Here is an 18,336-nt window from a genome sequence, read left to right as displayed (position 1 = left end):
ATTATTGCCAGGCGCTTTCTTGATCCAGGTATTCTACATCTTCTTTGCTTAAATCCAAGCTTGCCGCTTTTAACAATTCAAATAATTGCTCAGTATTGGTAGCACTTGCTATAGGAGCAGTTATTCCTGGTTTATGAAGTAGCCATGCAATAGCAATTCTAGCCTGAGTGGCGTTGTATTTTAAGGCTAAAGTATCCAGCGCACTTAATATCTTAAAACCACGTTTTCCTAAGTATTTTTTTATTCCAGGGCCACGCTCACTCAAGTTTAGATCTTTTTCGCCACGGTATTTTCCACTTAGAAATCCACTCGCCAGAGCGTAGTAGTTAAGAACCCCTAGCTCATATTTATTCACCAGCAAAGCATATTCTGTTTCAAACTTCTCGCGCTCGTATAAATTATAAAGTGGTTGAATGGATACATAAGAAGCCCAATTGTTTGCTTGGCTTACCTTTAAAGAGCTTTCAATACGTTCTGCACTTAAATTAGAGGCTCCAATGAATCGAACTTTGCCATCTTTAACCAATTGGTTAAATGCCTCCATCGTTTCCTCTACCGGAGTTTCTAAGTCGTCGTAATGAGATTGGTATAGGTCAATATAGTCTGTTTGAAGGCGCTTAAGAGATTTCTCAACAGCTTCCTTCATGTATTTCGCACTTAGGTCTTTTTTACCCTGACCCATATCGCCACCAAATTTAGTAGCCAAAATAATGCGATCGCGCTTATTGCCTTGTTTTATCCAGTTGCCAATGATGGTTTCAGATTCGCCACCTACATTTCCCGGAACCCATGTAGAGTAGGTATCGGCCGTGTCGATTAAGTTAAAGCCATTGTCAACAAACTCATCCAGAATCTTAAAAGATTCTTTTTCATTGAGCGTCCATCCGAAAACATTTGCCCCGAAAGCAATGGGTGCAACAGATAAAGTAGATTTTCCTATCGTTCTTTTCTTCATTATATCTTAATTAAAATGGAATCAAAAATATGTTCACATTAAAATTAAGCAATAATGATGCTGTAGACGAAAATAAGATTAAAAAATGATATAGCTCTTACTTTTGAAGAGCTATACTTTTTTTGAAGAAATCAATGCTAGGTATTTTCTTTTCCTTTTTAACAGGGCTTACTTTTACTTTAGCTGTTCTGCTTTGTACTACAATAACCCAGGCTACTACACCTCCCGTTAAGGCCATTAATGCACCCACTAATGATGGAGAAGTATAATCATAACCTGCTGCTAATGGCAAACCACCTAAGAAAGCACCTAATGCATTTCCGATGTTAAAACTTGCTTGACTGGTTGATGCTGCAAGCATTTCAGATCCTTTAGCTGTATTAATCATTAACATTTGTACAGAGGGTGCTAAAGCAAATGCTACTGCACCGGTTACAAAAGTCATAACAAGAGAAAGAATAGGATTAAAAGAAACGAAATATACAATTACCAAGGTAACAGCCATGGTAGAAAGCAATATTAAAGATGCTTTAGCAGGCGAAACGATGTCAGCTAATCTACCACCTATGAAGTTACCAAGTAACATTCCAAAACCAGCTACCATTAATATATAAGTAATTGAGTTTGCTGAAAAGCCAGATACTTCAGTCATTAATGGAGCGATATAACTATACCATGCAAATAAACCTCCTGTACCAATAGAAATCATAAGGATCATTAACCATGATTTCGAACTCTTAAAGAAGTTTAATTGAGTTTTAAGACTGCTTTCTTTGTTTGCAGGAAGATTTGGCATCCAGTATTTTAAGCTTATTATAGTAATAAGACCCACTAAAACAATAACAGCGAACGAAAGTCGCCATGAATAATGGTGACCAATATAAGTGCCAAGCGGTACGCCGGCAATGTTTGCTATGGTTAAACCGGCAAACATGATGGCGATAGATTGTGCTTCCTTACCTTTAGGAGCTATTCGGCTTGCTACTACAGAACCGACACCAAAGAAGGCTCCATGTGGTAATCCAGCCAATAAACGACTTATAAACAAGCTTGTATAGCCAGGAGCAAATGCAGATAGTCCGTTGAAAACTGTAAACATGATCATCAAGAAAATCAATATATTTCTTGGTGGGTACTTTCCTGCGATCAATACTAATAGGGGAGCGCCAATTACAACACCTAATGCATAAGCAGAAATTAAATGCCCTGCCTGAGGAATGCTAATAGCTAAATCTTTTGCAATGTCGGGTAACAAACCCATCATCACAAATTCGGTAATTCCTATTCCTAAACCACCGAGTAATAATGCATATAATCCTTTTTTCATATCAAATACTTAGTGTAACTAATACACTATGCAAAAGTATGAAAAAGATTGGTTTAATTCATACATTAAAGTGTAAAGAAATAATGAATTTATTGATAGGCTTTGTTTCGTAGTAGATGATCGGCTATTACCAATGCGGCCATAGCTTCTACAATAATTACTGCACGAGGCACCACACAAGGGTCATGTCTTCCTTTTCCTGTAATTTCCACATCGTTTCCTTCCTGATCAATGGTGTTCTGAGCACGCATAATGGTTGCTACCGGCTTAAAAGCTACGTTAAAGTTGATATCCATTCCGTTTGAAATACCACCTTGAATACCGCCTGAAAAATTTGTTAAGGTTTTTAAAGCCTTATTTGAATGTTCAGGATTGATAAATATATCATTATGCTCTGATCCGCGCATGCTTGAACCTTCAAAACCTGATCCGTATTCAAAGCCGTGAACAGCATTAATGCTTAACATCGCTTTTCCCAGATCGGCATGTAGTTTATCAAAAACCGGCTCACCTAAACCTACTGGAACGTTTTGAATAACGGTAGCTATCTTTCCACCAACTGTATCGCCTTCTTTTTTGATCACCCCAATAAAGTTTTCCATTTCCTTAGCAGTTGCAGGGTCAGCACAACGCACAATATTCTCTTCACGTATCGCCAGTAATTCTTTGATATTGTTGCTACTTAGATTAGGTGCTTGAATTTTTCCTACAGCAGAAACATGCGAGAAAATTTCAATATTATATTGCTTTAAGAATAGCTTAGCCAGAGCTCCGGCTGCAACTCTTGCAGCTGTTTCTCTTGCAGAAGAGCGTCCGCCACCCCGATAGTCACGAATTCCGTATTTAACCTGGTAGGTATAATCGGCGTGTGAGGGTCTGTATTTATCCTGAATATGTGAATAATCTTTTGAACGTTGATCCTCATTTGGAATCAAAAGCATGATAGGCGTTCCGGTAGTTTTACCTTCAAAAATACCCGATAGGATCGAGCAGGTATCGCTCTCTTTTCTTTGAGTAGTAATTTTAGATTGGCCAGGTTTGCGTTTATCAAGCTCCTGCTGAATAAACTCTAAATCAACCTCAACATTTGGAGGACAACCATCTATAATTACACCAATAGCTTTACCGTGCGACTCACCAAAGGTGGTAATCTTAAAAGCTTTACCAAAAGAATTTCCTGCCATTTTCTTATTTGATTATTCTCAATTAATTGATTTTAAAACCCACTTGTTCCAAATGCTTCCAGAATAATGGGTACGATTTTTCTACTACTTCCGGCTCTTCAATGATTAATTCCTTGAAGATCAAAGCAAGAGGGGCAAAAGCCATGGCCATGCGATGGTCTTCGTAAGTTTTTATAGTTATTGTATCCGGATTAAATCTTTTACTGCAATCTATTCGATACGTTTCTTTTTCTGCCTCATAAAGCCTTACGCCAAATTTAGCCAATTCATTCTGTAAAGCCAGTATGCGATCTGTCTCTTTTATCTTCAGCGTTTCTAATCCGGTAAATGATGTTTCATAACCTAATGCAGCGCAACAAACGATGACAGTTTGAGCAAGATCCGGACAAGAGATAAGATTATAGCTTTCTTTTAATTTTCTTCCCTTTACTTTGGTAAGTTTTAATCCTTCAGCGGTAAAGACCGAAAGAACTCCAAAGTCCAACATAATATCTTTAATTTCCTGATCGCCCTGTAGGCTTGAAGGTTTTAATCCAGGCAGTAAAATATCTGCTTCCTCAGCCAAAGCAACTATAGAATACCAATAGGAAGCAGCACTCCAGTCTGGTTCTATAAATAGGGTAGACGCTTTCGGAGTTTGTGGAGCAATATGAATTTGATTTCCTTGCCAACTGTGTTGGATCCCTGTTTCCTTTAACATGTCCAAAGTCATTTCGACATAAGGACGAGAGGTTAATTCTCCTTCAATATTAAGCTTTAACCCTTGTGGAAGAGAGTTGGATATTAACAGCAAAGCCGATAAATACTGACTGCTGATGTTTCCTTTTACAGTAACTTCGGCCGATTTTTGCTCAAAAGGCCCTGTTATTTTTAAAGGAGGGAAACCCTCATTATCCACAAATTCAATATGTGCACCCAAAGACTTCATCGCATTTGATAGAATACCAATAGGTCTTTGTTTCATTCGTTCACTTCCGGTAAGTACAAATTTTCCTGTATTTAATGGAAGAAAAGCACTTAGAAAACGCATGGCGGTACCTGCCGGGCCGATATCAACTGTGATCTCAGCATCTCCGGCATTTTTTGCTTGTTGCAATGCGCCTTCTAAGGCAACTGTATCGGCAGCTTCTGATAAGTTCTTAATTTCAACCTTTCCTTTGCTTAAAGCCTGAATAATCAAAGCCCGATTGCTCTCGCTCTTAGATCCGGTAAGCTGAATGGTATCCTTAATCGTTTTTGAAGAAGCTGTTAAACGGATATCTTTTGCTTCCATTTAAACTTCTACCGATGGTTTTGTGTTCATGATTTCGTTTTGTTTGCGAATTGATTCATTATGAACTAATTCTAAGAATTTAACAGTAAAGTCTTTATCTAACTTTAAAGCACTTGCCATTGCAGTTCTTTTTTCAACGATTTCATCCCAACGAGTGATTTGTAAAATAGTTACATTATTATCACGTTTGAAAGTACCGATTTTCTCAACAATCTTCATGCGTTCTCCAATTTTTTGGATAATCAAGGTATCTAGCTTATCTATTTCTGTACGAAGTGTTGCTAGTTGATCATCAAAAACCGGGTTGTCAGAATCTGCTTTACGAAGTGTTAATTTATCAGCCAATTCAGCAAGAGCAGCAGGAGTTAATTGTTGTTTAGCATCTGTCCATGCAACCGAAGGATCGATATGAGATTCAATCATTAAACCTTGCATATCTAAATCCAATGCTTTTTGTGCGATGTAAGGAATCAACTCACGGTTACCACAAATATGGCTTGGGTCATTGATCATTGGCAATTCTGGTGCAATTGCTTTTAATTGGATAGCAAGATCCCACATTGGTTCATTACGGAAAGAAGTTTTTTCGTAAGAAGAGAAACCACGGTGAATAGCGCCTATTTTAGTGATTCCAGCATTATTAATACGCTCAAGAGCTCCAATCCATAATGCAAGATCAGGATTGATTGGGTTTTTAACTAAAACAGGAATATCTACACCTTTTAAAGCATCTGCTATTTCCTGAACAGTGAAAGGATTAGCTGTACTTCTAGCACCTACCCATAAAATATCAACACCGGCTGCCAAAGCTTCTTCAACATGTTTTGCAGTAGCAACCTCAACAGCTGTAGGCAATCCTGTTTCTTCTTTTGCACGCTTTAACCATTCTAAACCAATGCTCCCGATTCCTTCAAACTCACCCGGACGAGTACGTGGTTTCCAGATCCCGGCACGCAAAACAGATACTTTACCTGTTGCTGCCAATAAATGTGCAGTAGCTAACAGTTGTTCTTCTGTTTCAGCACTGCAAGGTCCTGATATAATTAAAGGTTCTTTACCTGTATTTAACCAAGAGCTTAGAGGTACGATGTTTAAATTAAGTTTCATTTTTTTTATTGTTAAATTCTTATTGATTATTCTTGTTAGCTATATTTTATACTTTTTCGTTTTTCTGATACTCTCCTAAAATATTGAAGTTCACCGTGTGTTTCAATGTTTTTCGGATGGCTGCTTCATAGTCTGAAAGCTTCTTCCATTCAAAATCAACATGGAAGATGTATTCATTTCTTTTTCCTAGTACTGGCATTGATTGAATTTTGCTCATATTGATTTGATGTTCAGCGAAATAGTTCAATACTTTTGCTAAAGATCCAATAGAGTTGTCAGTCTGGAAAGATATGGATGCTTTATTGGCATTGGGATTTTCTCCAGGCTTAGCTGCAAGAATCAAAAAACGAGTATAGTTCTTTTTATTCGTTTCGATTCTACGGTCAAGGATTTCTAATCCATATATCTTAGCTGCCAATGCATTGGCTACAGCTGCCGTATCAGTTAATTTATTTTCACTAATTTTTTTTGCGCAGGCTGCCGTATCCATTCCTTCGCTTACCTTAATATCCGGATGTTCTTCAAAAAAATCAGCACATTGACGCAGAGCAATGGGGTGTGATTCTACAAACTTTATTTGTTCTAATGTAATCCCCGGTAAAGCCATTAAATGCAGCTGGATACCTAAGTAAACTTCGCCTATAATAGGAAAGCGGTATTCTTGAAGCAAATTATAGTTCGGCAGCAAACTTCCGGCTATTGAATTTTCGATAGCCATTACAACATAATCTGCTTTTTTTTGCTTTAACGCATCGCAGGTTGCTTTAAAAGAATCGCATTCAATTGTTTCGATATCCTCTCCGAAATATTTAAAAGCGGCTTCTTCATGAAAGGAGGCCTTCGTTCCTTGTATGGCTACGCGTATTTTATCCATTGTTTTTTTGTCAAAAAAAAAGCCCCGGGGTTTACCGAGACTTTTTATACATTTTATCTTTTATATATGCATATCAATCCCGGCTGTTACTGCTAAAGTAAAAGAAACCAAAATACCAATATGCTGTTGTTTGCTTCATTGTATTGCCAAAAGTACAAAAGAAATTCATTTTATCAACAAAAAATGTAAAATAATTTCACATACATGAATGCAGATACCTTTTTACGAATCAGAATATCAATAGAATGTTCTGTTTAATATGCTGGAATGATTTTGTTTGTTCTGTTTTTATGTTTTAATCTTCATTATTTCTGAAATACAATCCTTTTGGTTGGTTTCTTTTAAGTGTTTTGGTGTTTTGTAGCCTAATTTGGTTGTATTTTATCCAAATATTAAGATATTGTCTAGTAATTTCTTATTATATAACTATAAATTTCTACTTATAATTGAGTATTGTAATTATATGTTCGTTTAAATGTATAAATAGTTTATAATATTAACGTATATATGATATTTTATTGTGTAAATAGTGGCTTATTTAAATATTTGTTATGTATAAATAGAAATATTATATAAATAATTTGTTTTTTAAGGATATTTTTTAATAATTTTACATCATTACTAAGAAATAGTATGAAATATATTAATGATTAACCTTAAAAAATAGAAAAAATGAAAAAAATGCTCCTCCTTGTTTTGATTTCTCTACTTGTTGGCAACCTTTATGCACAAGATGATGAAAAGCTACAAATCTCTGGTTCTGTAGACACCTATTACAAATACGATTTCTCAAAGTATAAAACTGAGGATGGGTCTTCTAATATTCCTACCTATTTCGCAAATGAGCAAAATTCGATTTCATTGGGAATGATTAACCTGATTGCACAGAAGAAAGTAGGAAAGGCTTCTTTTGTTGGCGATTTGTCCTTTGGCCCCAGAGGGCAAAATGCTGGATTATTAAGTGGTTCTATTCCTAACAGCGAAGATGGTAATAGTTTCCATATCCAGAATTTATATGTAAACTATCAGTTTACTGATCAGTTTTCAATGACTGCAGGTTATATGGGAACCTTTATAGGATATGAAATTATCTCGCCTACAGGTAATTTTAACTATTCTACATCGTACCTCTTTTCATCCGGACCGTTCCAAAATGCAGGTATCAAAGCTAAATACGCCTTCAATGATAAAGTAGGGTTGATGGTCGGGCTTTTTAATGATTGGAATGTATACCAGGATTTTAATGGAGTTTCTGATTTTGGTGCACAGCTTTCTTTAGCTCCTGTAGAAGGTTTGAATGCTTACCTCAATTTCTTAACTGGATATCCATCCGGAACGATCTATGATTTAACTACTTCGTACGAAATGGCTAGTGGGTTAAAATTGGGTTTGAATGCTGCAGATTACAGTGCATCTAACGATGCCGGAGGTTATTCTGGCGGAGCGCTTTACGTTCAACAAGCTTTTTCTGAAACTGTATCATTGGGTGTACGTGGAGAATATTTTAAACGTAAAGATGTTATGGAAGATGCTGTTAATGTTGAAGGAGCAAAAACTCTGGCCTTTACTTTATCAGCAAATGTTCATGCCGGACCACTAACATTGATTCCTGAAGTACGGTTTGATAATAATTCAGACTCTGCCTTTTTTGATTCTTCAAATGCTGCTACAAAAAATGCATCTCAGTTTTCTTTAGCTGCTGTTTACGCTTTTTAATTTTTAAAATATATTGCTTTAGTCTTTGCATTAGATAAATAAGGATTAAGCTAGGTTCAAACAGGGACCAAACAAGGGAAATATGACTGTTTTGCCCCTGTTTGGTCCCTGTTTGAACCCTGTTTGATCCTTGTTCAAGTAAATCGAGATATGAACGTCTTATATTTGAGAAGAGAAACAAGAATGATTTGAAAAGTAGTCCCTGGTGGCAGTTTATAACTGTCATAGTGACTGATTTATATCTTTAAATAGCTATAGATTAGAATTGGAACATTCATTGATTAACAGGAGATAGACTAAAATTTATAAGATTCAATATGAAAGAAAAAGGTAATATTTCTATCCATACCGAGAATATATTTCCGGTAATTAAAAAGTTTCTGTACTCAGATAATGAGATTTTCTTGCGAGAGTTGGTTTCCAATGCAGTTGATGCTACTCAAAAATTAAAACGCTTATCTTCTTTGGGTAAAATAAGCGGAGAGGTAGGTGATATCACTGTAAGCGTTTCATTGGATGAAAAAGCTAAGACCATTACAATTTCAGATCGTGGAATTGGGATGACTGCTGAAGAAGTAAAAAAATATATCAATCAGATTGCTTTTTCGGGTGCCGAGGAGTTTGTAGAGAAGTTTAAGGAGGCTAAAGATGCTAATGAGATCATAGGACGTTTCGGACTTGGTTTCTATTCTGCTTTTATGGTTGCAGACTTGGTAGAAATTCAATCTTTATCGTATCAAGAGGGTGCAGAGCCGGTAAAATGGGAATGTGATGGAAGTACTTCATTTGAAATATCAGAGGGAAATAGAACAGAAAGAGGTACGGATATTATCTTACATGTTAACGCTGATTCGGAAGAGTTTTTAAACAAATCGCGTTTAGAAGAGATATTAACAAAATATGGTAAGTTCTTACCAGTTCCAATTAAATTTGGTACAAGAACGACATCTGAACCTGATGGAGAAGATGAAGAAGGTAAACCAAAATATAAAAGCGTAGAGGTTGATAATATTATTAATAATACTTCACCTGCATGGATAAAAGCACCATCCGAATTGAAGGATGAAGATTACCTTGCTTTTTATCGTGAATTATACCCATTTGCTGAAGATCCATTATTCTGGATCCATTTAAATGTAGACTATCCGTTTAATTTAACAGGAATACTTTACTTCCCGAAAATTAAGAATGAGCTTGATATTCAGAAAAACAAGATTAAGCTTTATTCCCGTCAGGTATTTATTACAGACGAGATAAAGGATATCGTACCTGAATTTCTAATGTTATTGCATGGTGTAATTGATTCGCCGGATATTCCGTTAAACGTATCACGAAGCTTCCTACAGGCAGATAGTAATGTAAAGAAGATCAACACTTATATTACCAGAAAAGTAGCCGATAAGCTAAGTGAACTGTTTAAGACAGATCGTAAAGGTTTTGAAGAAAAATGGAACGACATTGGTGTATTTGTAAAATACGGAATGTTAACCGATGATAAGTTTGCTGAAAAAGCAACTGATTTCTGCCTGGTTAAGAATACAGAAAACGAATACTTTACATTGAAAGAATATGCTGCCAAGGTGAAGGATATTCAGAATGAAAAAGAAGGTCAGGTAGTATATTTATACAGTACAGATACAGCCAACCAAGATAGCTTTATCGCATCTGCCAAAGATAAAGGTTATGATGTGCTTGTATTTGATTCGCCGATTGATAGCCATTTTGTTGGTTTCTTAGAGTCGAAAGTAGAAAAGACTTCGTTGAAAAGAGTTGACTCAGATGTTATTGATCAGTTAATCAAAAAGGAAGATAACGATCAGAAACTAACATTAACAGAAGAAGAGAGCGCTTCGGTTAAGTCGATTTTTGAGAAAACTATTCATAAAGAAACCTACCAGGTAGAAATTACAGCTTTAAAAGAAGATGCAATGCCTGTTACTGTTACCATGGATGAGTTTATGCGCCGGATGAAAGAAATGGCACAGAACGGTGGAGGAGGAATGGGCTTTTATGGAAGCTTGCCTGATAATTACAAGGTAACTGTAAATGGTAATCACCCGTTGATTAAGCGTATTTTAGAAGAAAAGGATGAAGCTAATAAAGAGAAACTAGCGAAACAAGCTTTTGATTTAGCATTGTTAAGCAGAGGGTTACTTACCGGTTCTGAATTAACCGACTTTGTTAAACGCAGTGTTAGTTTGATATAGAATAATATATTAAAGCATAAAAAAAGCAGTTACACCTTTGTGTAACTGCTTTTTTTATTTGGTATTAAATGGGTTTAGCTAGGATGACGGAACAGGATGCTTTTCAGCCTCGCATATATTAGCTTTATATAAACTTAATTATTAAACTTATGAAACTATCTCCACTTAATTTAAAAGTAACCAAGGCATTAGTTGTTACTCTTTTGATTTCTATAAGTTATGCATTTGCACAGCAACCAGCCGCACCAACCCCGCCCCAGACTGGAAGAATGGTTTTTACTCAACCTGATTCAATGGATTTTAATGATCATGAAGGGTACATTTCTATTTTTGATGGTCAGACCTTAAAAGGCTGGGATGGGAATCCGAAATTCTGGCGTGTGGAAGATGGAGCTCTCGTTGGTGAATCAACTCCGGAGAATCCAAGTGGCAACAATTATATTGTTTATCGCGATCTTGAAGCAAAAGATTTTACATTAAAATTTGAGGTAAAAGTAGAAGGAAGTGGTGGTACAGGAATGCAATATCGTAGCAAAACGGGCATTCCATGGCTGGCCTCAATTTCACCTAAGGTAACAGCCAATGTTGGTCCGGTAAATTTAAATTGGATGATGACTGGCCCTCAAGCAGATTTTTGGCCAAGCGCTCCATGGACTGGTCAGTTTTATTCAGAAAATACTCCAATGCGTATTCTTGCTTGGCGTGGACAACTTGTGGAAGGGTATGGAGATAAAAGCAAAAAGTTAATGGGTAATATCGGCGATAATGCCGAACTGCAAAAGCTTGTTAAAGTGAATGATTGGAATGAATATACTGTGATTGCAAGAGGGCCTGTTTGCATTCATATTTTGAATGGCCAGGTGATGGCAATTATGATTGATGACGATCCGGCTTCATCTAATAATTGGTCGGGTAATTTTGGTATAGAGATCGAAGCAACAACAAAAGTGTCATTCAGAAATATGTGGGTTAAGAAATTAAATTAAGTTAACTTCCTTTGCGCCCTCTACATAAAAAAGCAGCTATACTTTTGTATAGCTGCTTTTTTATTTGATATGAACTTGATCCTGTTTTAACCCAGGTAAGTTTTCAATATTTTACTTCTTGATGTATGGCGTAAACGCTGTAAAGCTTTATCTTTAATTTGACGTACACGCTCTCTTGTTAAATTGAATTGCTCACCAATTTCTTCAAGAGAAAGAGGGTGGTTAGAGCTTAATCCAAAGAACAATACAATAATTTCACGTTCTCTATCTGTTAATGTAGCCAATGATCTTCTAATTTCCTCTGAAAGGGATTCGTCAATTAGACTGTTATCCGTATTAGGATCATGGTTTTCAAGAACATCAAGTAATGTGTTTTCTTCTCCTTGAACAAATGGGGCATCCATTGAAACATGTCGTCCGGAGTTACTTAGTGTATCCGAGATTTTTTCAACAGTTGTTTCAAGTTGCTCTGCTAATTCTTCTGGCGAAGGTTCACGTTCAAAATCTTGTTCTAATTTTGAAAATGCTTTACTGATTTTGCTTAACGAACCTACTTGGTTTAAAGGTAAACGTACAATACGTGATTGCTCTGCGATGGCCTGTAGAATTGATTGTCTAATCCACCATACGGCATAAGAAATGAATTTAAATCCTTTTGTTTCGTCAAATCTTTTTGCGGCTTTAATTAAGCCTAAATTTCCCTCGTTTATTAGGTCTCCTAGGGTTAGACCTTGATTTTGGTACTGTTTCGCTACTGAAACCACGAAACGTAAATTCGTTTTTGTCAAACGTTCTAATGCGGCTTGATCGCCTTCTCTAATTTTTTGAGCAAGAATTACTTCTTCCTCTGCAGTAATAAGGTCGACCTTCCCAATTTCATGCAAATACTTGTCTAATGACTGGGATTCACGATTGGTAATCGACTGTGTAATTTTAAGCTGTCTCATTAAGTAATATTAAGGTGCTCCTCTGATGCAAAAGTGTGCAAAAATAGATAAAATATAATCAAATAACGATTAAAATGGTGAAAAGTTCTCTGATAAAGAGGGATTTATCAAGCTTTCATTACTGACTTTGGCGCGCAAAAACTGTTCCAACTGAGTATGTAATTCCCGCGATCAGTGAAAGATCTCGTAATGTGATTTTCAAATGAGAAATTAGGCATATAATTTGTGTTATGGGTGATGGTTTTTTAAATATAATACATATTTCGTATTAATAAAATATTCATTATTTAATTTTCATGTAAATAAATAAACTATGAAATGGCAAGGACGTAGACAAAGTTCTAATATGGATGACCGTAGAGGTATGTCGGGTGGTAAAATGTTACTAGGTGGAGGGGTGGTTGGTGTAATTGTTTTGCTTGTACAGATGTTTACCGGTACAGATCTTTCTCAGGTTATTCCGGCTGAATTAACACAGCCTCAACAAGGTACTGAAAGAACTGTAGAGTTAAGCGAAGCCGATAAGCAGATGGGCGAGTTTGTTTCTGTTGTATTGGCTGATACGGAGGATATTTGGGGGAAAATATTTCAGGAGAATAATTTAACCTATGAAAACCCTCAATTAGTTTTATTTTCTGATGCAGTTCAAACAGGTTGCGGTGGTGCAAGTTCAGCTTCCGGACCGTTTTATTGTCCTGCAGATCGAACAGTTTACATGGACTTAGTGTTTTTTAATGAGCTAAAAGATCGTTTTGGTGCAAAAGGAGGTGATTTTGCAATTGCCTATGTGATTGCCCATGAGGTTGGCCATCATGTTCAAAATCTATTAGGAACTAGTGGGCGGACTCAGCAGGCGATGCAAAGTTCAAATGCAACGCGCGCTAATCAATTATCAGTTGCATTGGAGTTACAAGCCGATTTTTATGCTGGTGTGTGGTCTCATTATAATCAGGATCAACTAGAAGAAGGGGATATAGAAGAGGCTTTAAGTGCAGCCAATGCAGTAGGAGATGATACTATTCAAGAGAAAATGCAAGGCCATGCCAACCAAGAAACTTTTACGCATGGTACATCAGCGCAGCGTATGTACTGGTTTAAAAAAGGTTACCAAGGGGGTGATGTAAACCAAGGAGATACATTTACCGAGTTGGGATTGCAATAAAGAGCATTAATACAGCAATACTGAATTGAGATTGATGCAATAATGCTCTTGTCTTATAATTATCGGGAGTAATTATAAGATAGAAGCAAGTGTAAAGGTGTCTTTTAATCGGACGCCTTTTTCTGTATGCTGCAATGTGCAACATTCGTTTACAGGATCGTGCTCTAAAAATAAGATATATTCATTATCCGCAATTTCTTTCCAGTATTGAGCTCTTTCTTCCAAAGTCTTTAATGGAAACATATCATAAGCCATGACATAGGGCAGAGGGATATGTCCAACCGAAGGGAGCAAATCTGCTATGTATAAGATTGTTTTCCCTTTATAATTTATCTGTGGCAACATCATCGCATCTGTATGTCCAAAAGCGAAACGGATGCTGATATCCGGATGTAGTATTCCTGATTCTTTATCCTCTACAAACTTTAACTTTCCACTTTCCTGAATAGGAAGAATGTTTTCTTTTAAAAACGATGCTTTTTCTCGCTGATTGGGTTCTGTGGCCCATTGCCAGTGCTTTTTATTACTCCAGAAGTTTGCGTTTTTAAAGGCAGGTACGAGCTGGTCGCCCTCCCTTTTAATTGCACCACCAACGTGATCGAAATGAAGGTGCGTTAAGAAAACATCGGTTATATCATCTCTGTTAAAGCCGTGTTTTTGTAGCGACTTATCCAATGTATCATCACCATGTAAATAGTAATGGCTAAAAAACTTTTCAGATTGCTTATCACCAAGGCCTGTATCAATTAAAATAAGTTGATCCCCATCTTCAATCAGTAACAGGCGCATAGCCCAAGTGCAAAGATTGTTTTCATCGGCAGGGTTGGTTTTGTTCCATATTGATTTAGGAACTACCCCAAACATAGCACCACCATCTAACTTAAATAAACCAGTATCAATGCTGTATAAATTCATAAACTGTTTTTTACGAAGGTACAATTTTCAGAATACATTGATATAGTTCTATCTTTGTTGATATGAATAACGTGCAAACAATTGTTGCTTTATCAACACCATCCGGAAGTGGGGCATTGGGAGTTATCCGATTATCGGGACCTGATGCAATTTTCATTATTAATTCGATTTTTAAAGGTAAGGATTTAACGAAACAGGCATCCCATACTCTTCATTTTGGGTTGATTATGGATAAAGATACTATTTTGGATGAGGTTGTGGTAGGATTGTTTCTTGCACCAAAATCATATACAAAAGAAAATGTAGTAGAGATATCATGTCATGGATCAAGCTACATTATTCAACGGATTATCAATCTGTTGATAGAGCAAGGTGCCCGTGCTGCAAAACCAGGAGAATTTACGCTTCAAGCTTTTGTAAATGGAGCGTTCGATTTAAGTAAAGCAGAAGCGGTAGCAGATTTAATTGCTTCTAATTCAAAGGCATCGCATGATATAGCTATGCAGCAAATGCGTGGAGGTTTTGCTAATGAATTACAAGGATTGCGGGAAAAGTTGATTCATTTTGCTTCCATGATAGAGCTTGAGCTTGATTTTGCAGAGGAAGATGTTGAGTTTGCTAACCGTGAAGAATTAAAGAATTTAGTTTTACAGATCAATAAAGTTATTGCACGTTTAATTGTTTCCTTTGAATTAGGGAATGTAATTAAGAATGGTATTCCTATTGTTATTGCCGGAAAGCCCAATGTGGGGAAATCAACCTTGTTAAATGCCTTGTTAAATGAGGAACGAGCCATTGTTTCTGATATTGCCGGAACTACGCGTGATACCATTGAAGATGAAATCAATATCGAAGGTGTAATATTTAGATTTATCGATACTGCTGGTATTCGTGAAACAGCTGATTTAATTGAAGCAAAAGGGGTGGAGCGAACATTGGAAAAAATGAAGCAAGCCAAGCTTATTATCTATATGGCAGATGCTCTTCAAGATTTCGATGATATTGCTAGTCAGATAGCTGGCTTGGAAAAACAAGATATCCCTTATTTGTTGTTGGTAAATAAATCAGATTTATTGACTGATTTGCAGAAAGAGCAATTGAAAGAGCTTCCAGTTCATTTTATCTCTGCCATGTCGAATATCGGTGTTGATGAACTTAAAGACAGTTTGCTTGAAACTGTTAACATCAAGAATCTGAATACCAATGAAACCATTTTAACCAATATTCGTCATGTTGAAGCTTTGAAAAATACAGAAGCTGCTTTGAATCGTGTTTTAGAGAACGTTGATAATCCTATTACTTCTGATTTTCTGGCAATGGATATTAAGCAAGCCTTGCATTATTTAGGTGAGATTGTAGGAGAGGTTACCACGGATGATTTGTTGGATAATATTTTTTCGAAGTTTTGTATTGGCAAGTAACCTTGTTATTCAATGTTATTTCTCGGGTATGACTAGGTAAAATTCTTATTTTGTACTATATTTTTGGCATAATGCTATGATGTAACTGAATTTTAACTAATGAAGAACCAAATTGAAATATATCAAGCCACGGATGGTCAAACACAGGTTGAGGTAACGTTCGATCAGGACACGGTATGGCTTACACAACAACAGATGTCCGCCCTGTTTAATCAGACTAAGCAGAATATTAGTTTACACATTAATAATTGTTTTAGAGAAAAGGAGTTGGTAAGAAATGCAACTGTCAAGAAATCCTTGACAGTTCAAAAGGAAGGAGTTAGACAGGTCAAACGAGCCATAGAGTTTTACAACCTAGATGTCATTATTTCAGTTGGCTACCGTGTAAAATCTCAACAAGGCACCCAATTCCGTCAATGGGCTACCCAACGTTTAAGAGATTACCTTGTACAAGGTTATGCCATTAACAAAACCCGTCTAGCTCAAAAACAGCAAGAAGTTCAGATACTTAAAGATGGTATTCGCATATTAAGCCGGGCAATCAAGGGTAAAATCATAGAGACGGAATTGGGTTGGTTAGAGCATTTTGCCAAAGGCTTGGAGTTATTGGATGATTATGACCACGAACAATTGGATGATAAAGGGTTAACCAAACGCTTGGCTAATTACCCCGAATCAGCTGATTACGAAAAGATTATTAATATGATGAGGGCAGATTTCCATTCTGCCATCTTTGGAAAAGAGAAAGACGGTAGTTTTCAGAGCGCTATAGCACAAATTTCCAAAGGGTTCAACAAAGAAGATTTCTATCCATCCATAGAGGAAAAGGCAGTTACTTTGTTATATTTAATTGTGAAAAATCACGGCTTTGTAGATGGAAATAAACGTATAGCAGCAGCTTGCTTTCTACTCTTTTTAGAAAAGAATGATTTGCTTTACGTTCAAAATCGAAAACCAATCGTAAGTAACGAAGCCCTTGCAAGTCTTACTTTGTTAGTTGCCTCAAGTAAACCCGAGGAAATGGAGACAGTAAAAAAAACTTATTATTAGCGTGCTCAACAGAAATCAATAAATAAAAGAAGTCCTGGTTGGTATCCACGAAACAAGAAGGTTATTAGAATGATTAGAGCCGCACATTTCTCTTACCTCACAGATTCATATATTCCTACATGCAATGGTTTAGTTAAAACGATATGCCAAAGGTGGTTTTTGCGCGAGCGGAAGGATGCTGCACTTGCACAAAGGAAATAGCGCCACATGCGATGAAAGGTCTCATCATAATTATGCTTAATGCTGTCCCAACTTTCTTCAAAGTTTTTTAACCATGCCAATAATGTCAGGTCATAATCTGGTCCGAAGTTATGCCAATCTTCTAAGACGAACAATCCTTGCCAGGCTTTAGAGAGTTGGCTTGCTGATGGAAGCATTCCATTCGGAAAAATATATTTATCTATCCAGGGGTCGGTGGTTTTAGCATCGTAATTGCCCCCAATAGTATGAATTAGGAATATGCCATCCTGTGTAAGGTTTTTTTCAGCTACTTCCATATACTGTCTAAAGTTTTTGTGGCCTACAGCCTCCAACATGGCAATGGATACTACCCTGTCAAACTTCTCATCTATATCGCGATAGTCTTGTATTCTTATTTCAACAGGTAATCCTTTATTAATCTCTTTAGCTAAGATTGCTTGCTGCTCTGATATAGTTATTCCAACTATTGATACGCCATATTTTTCGGCAGCATATTTAGCAAAACCGCCCCAACCGCAACCTATCTCTAATACGCGCATCCCTTTTTCCAATTTTAACTTTCTGCAGATGAGATCCATTTTAGCTTCTTGTGCTTCTTCAAGATTGGTTGCATCTTTCCAATATCCACAAGAATACATCATATGTTTATCTAACATTTTTTCGAACAGCTCATTTCCTATATCGTAATGTTTATAAGCAACTTGTTTAGCACGACTATGGGTTTGAAGATTTCTAAACTTAGCTCTTAAAGCGTAGAATACAGTAAAAATATCAATCGGGATTTTTTTATCTACTCGATGGTAAAGTACTCTGAAAAAGAAACCATCTAGGTCCTCACAATCCCACCACCCCGCCATATATGCTTCGCCAAAACCAATAGAACCACTACTTAAAATTTTATCGTAAAATTTCGTGTTATTCACCTGCATATCCCAAGGGTTATTGCCATTAATGGTAATGCCCACTTCTGCGAATGTGTTGAAGATGATTTGTCTAATTGATATCATATAG

General features: G+C 36.6%; 15 protein-coding genes. 6 read left to right on the top strand and 9 right to left on the bottom strand.

Annotation, left to right across the window (positions count from 1 at the left end):
* Position 1: 1 nt before the first annotated feature.
* The 6 genes from C8N28_RS11780 to C8N28_RS11755 all read right to left on the bottom strand — a co-directional run bounded on the left by C8N28_RS11780 (position 2) and on the right by C8N28_RS11755 (position 6,720).
* On the bottom strand, positions 2-955 hold the full coding sequence (locus tag C8N28_RS11780) for an aldo/keto reductase (RefSeq protein ID WP_132225165.1): 954 nt from the start codon (positions 953-955) through the stop codon (positions 2-4).
* Positions 956-1,052: 97 nt separating this feature from the next.
* The gene (locus tag C8N28_RS11775; RefSeq protein ID WP_132225163.1) at positions 1,053-2,282 is read right to left on the bottom strand and encodes an MFS transporter; all 1,230 of its coding nucleotides are present in this window, start codon (positions 2,280-2,282) and stop codon (positions 1,053-1,055) included.
* An 89-nt stretch (positions 2,283-2,371) separates the two neighbouring features.
* Positions 2,372-3,466, bottom strand: a complete 1,095-nt coding sequence (gene aroC / locus C8N28_RS11770; RefSeq protein WP_132225161.1) for a chorismate synthase — start codon at positions 3,464-3,466, stop codon at positions 2,372-2,374.
* 22 nt (positions 3,467-3,488) lie between these two features.
* Positions 3,489-4,739 (bottom strand): 3-phosphoshikimate 1-carboxyvinyltransferase, encoded by a 1,251-nt coding sequence (locus C8N28_RS11765; protein WP_132225159.1) that lies wholly within the window; start codon positions 4,737-4,739, stop codon positions 3,489-3,491.
* Complete coding sequence (locus tag C8N28_RS11760; RefSeq protein WP_132225157.1) at positions 4,740-5,846, bottom strand: chorismate mutase; 1,107 nt, start codon at positions 5,844-5,846, stop codon at positions 4,740-4,742. It abuts the gene before it with no gap.
* A gap of 46 nt (positions 5,847-5,892) precedes the next feature.
* Positions 5,893-6,720, bottom strand: a complete 828-nt coding sequence (locus C8N28_RS11755) for a prephenate dehydratase (RefSeq protein ID WP_132225155.1) — start codon at positions 6,718-6,720, stop codon at positions 5,893-5,895.
* Between the two features lie 672 nt (positions 6,721-7,392).
* Between C8N28_RS11755 and C8N28_RS11750 the strand changes: the two genes are divergently transcribed.
* From C8N28_RS11750 to C8N28_RS11740, 3 genes are all read left to right on the top strand, one after another.
* Positions 7,393-8,436, top strand: coding sequence for a porin (locus C8N28_RS11750; RefSeq protein ID WP_132225153.1), 1,044 nt, complete (start codon positions 7,393-7,395; stop codon positions 8,434-8,436).
* 317 nt (positions 8,437-8,753) lie between these two features.
* A complete protein-coding gene (htpG, locus tag C8N28_RS11745) occupies positions 8,754-10,643 on the top strand; it encodes a molecular chaperone HtpG (RefSeq protein ID WP_132225151.1) in 1,890 nt (629 codons plus the stop codon).
* Between the two features lie 149 nt (positions 10,644-10,792).
* Positions 10,793-11,629, top strand: a complete 837-nt coding sequence (locus C8N28_RS11740; protein WP_221410233.1) for a 3-keto-disaccharide hydrolase — start codon at positions 10,793-10,795, stop codon at positions 11,627-11,629.
* An 86-nt stretch (positions 11,630-11,715) separates the two neighbouring features.
* On the opposite strand, the gene C8N28_RS11735 is transcribed toward C8N28_RS11740, so the two are convergent.
* Positions 11,716-12,576 carry a sigma-70 family RNA polymerase sigma factor gene (locus C8N28_RS11735; protein WP_132225150.1) on the bottom strand — a complete coding sequence of 287 codons (861 nt, stop codon included), beginning with the start codon at positions 12,574-12,576 and terminating at the stop codon, positions 11,716-11,718.
* Between the two features lie 313 nt (positions 12,577-12,889).
* Here C8N28_RS11735 and ypfJ point away from each other — a divergent pair, with 313 nt between their 5' ends.
* Entirely contained in the window at positions 12,890-13,738 is an 849-nt protein-coding gene (ypfJ, locus tag C8N28_RS11730; RefSeq protein ID WP_132225148.1) for a KPN_02809 family neutral zinc metallopeptidase, read from the top strand.
* Between the two features lie 72 nt (positions 13,739-13,810).
* On the opposite strand, the gene C8N28_RS11725 is transcribed toward ypfJ, so the two are convergent.
* Entirely contained in the window at positions 13,811-14,653 is an 843-nt protein-coding gene (locus C8N28_RS11725; RefSeq protein ID WP_132225146.1) for an MBL fold metallo-hydrolase, read from the bottom strand.
* A gap of 62 nt (positions 14,654-14,715) precedes the next feature.
* On the opposite strand from C8N28_RS11725, the gene mnmE reads away from it, so the two are divergent.
* Complete coding sequence (gene mnmE, locus C8N28_RS11720; RefSeq protein ID WP_132225144.1) at positions 14,716-16,074, top strand: tRNA uridine-5-carboxymethylaminomethyl(34) synthesis GTPase MnmE; 1,359 nt, start codon at positions 14,716-14,718, stop codon at positions 16,072-16,074.
* Between the two features lie 99 nt (positions 16,075-16,173).
* The gene (gene rhuM / locus C8N28_RS11715) at positions 16,174-17,124 is read left to right on the top strand and encodes a RhuM family protein (RefSeq protein WP_132225142.1); all 951 of its coding nucleotides are present in this window, start codon (positions 16,174-16,176) and stop codon (positions 17,122-17,124) included.
* A gap of 92 nt (positions 17,125-17,216) precedes the next feature.
* Here rhuM and cfa read toward each other — a convergent pair whose 3' ends face one another.
* Entirely contained in the window at positions 17,217-18,332 is a 1,116-nt protein-coding gene (cfa, locus tag C8N28_RS11710; protein ID WP_132225140.1) for a cyclopropane fatty acyl phospholipid synthase, read from the bottom strand.
* Between the last annotated feature and the right edge of the window lie 4 nt (positions 18,333-18,336).

It is taken from the genome of Albibacterium bauzanense (assembly GCF_004339765.1).
GTDB classification, from domain to species: Bacteria; Bacteroidota; Bacteroidia; order Sphingobacteriales; family Sphingobacteriaceae; genus Albibacterium; species Albibacterium bauzanense.
The sequence above is the reverse complement of the archived record's forward strand: the minus strand, read 5'-3'. Positions and strand labels throughout refer to the sequence as shown.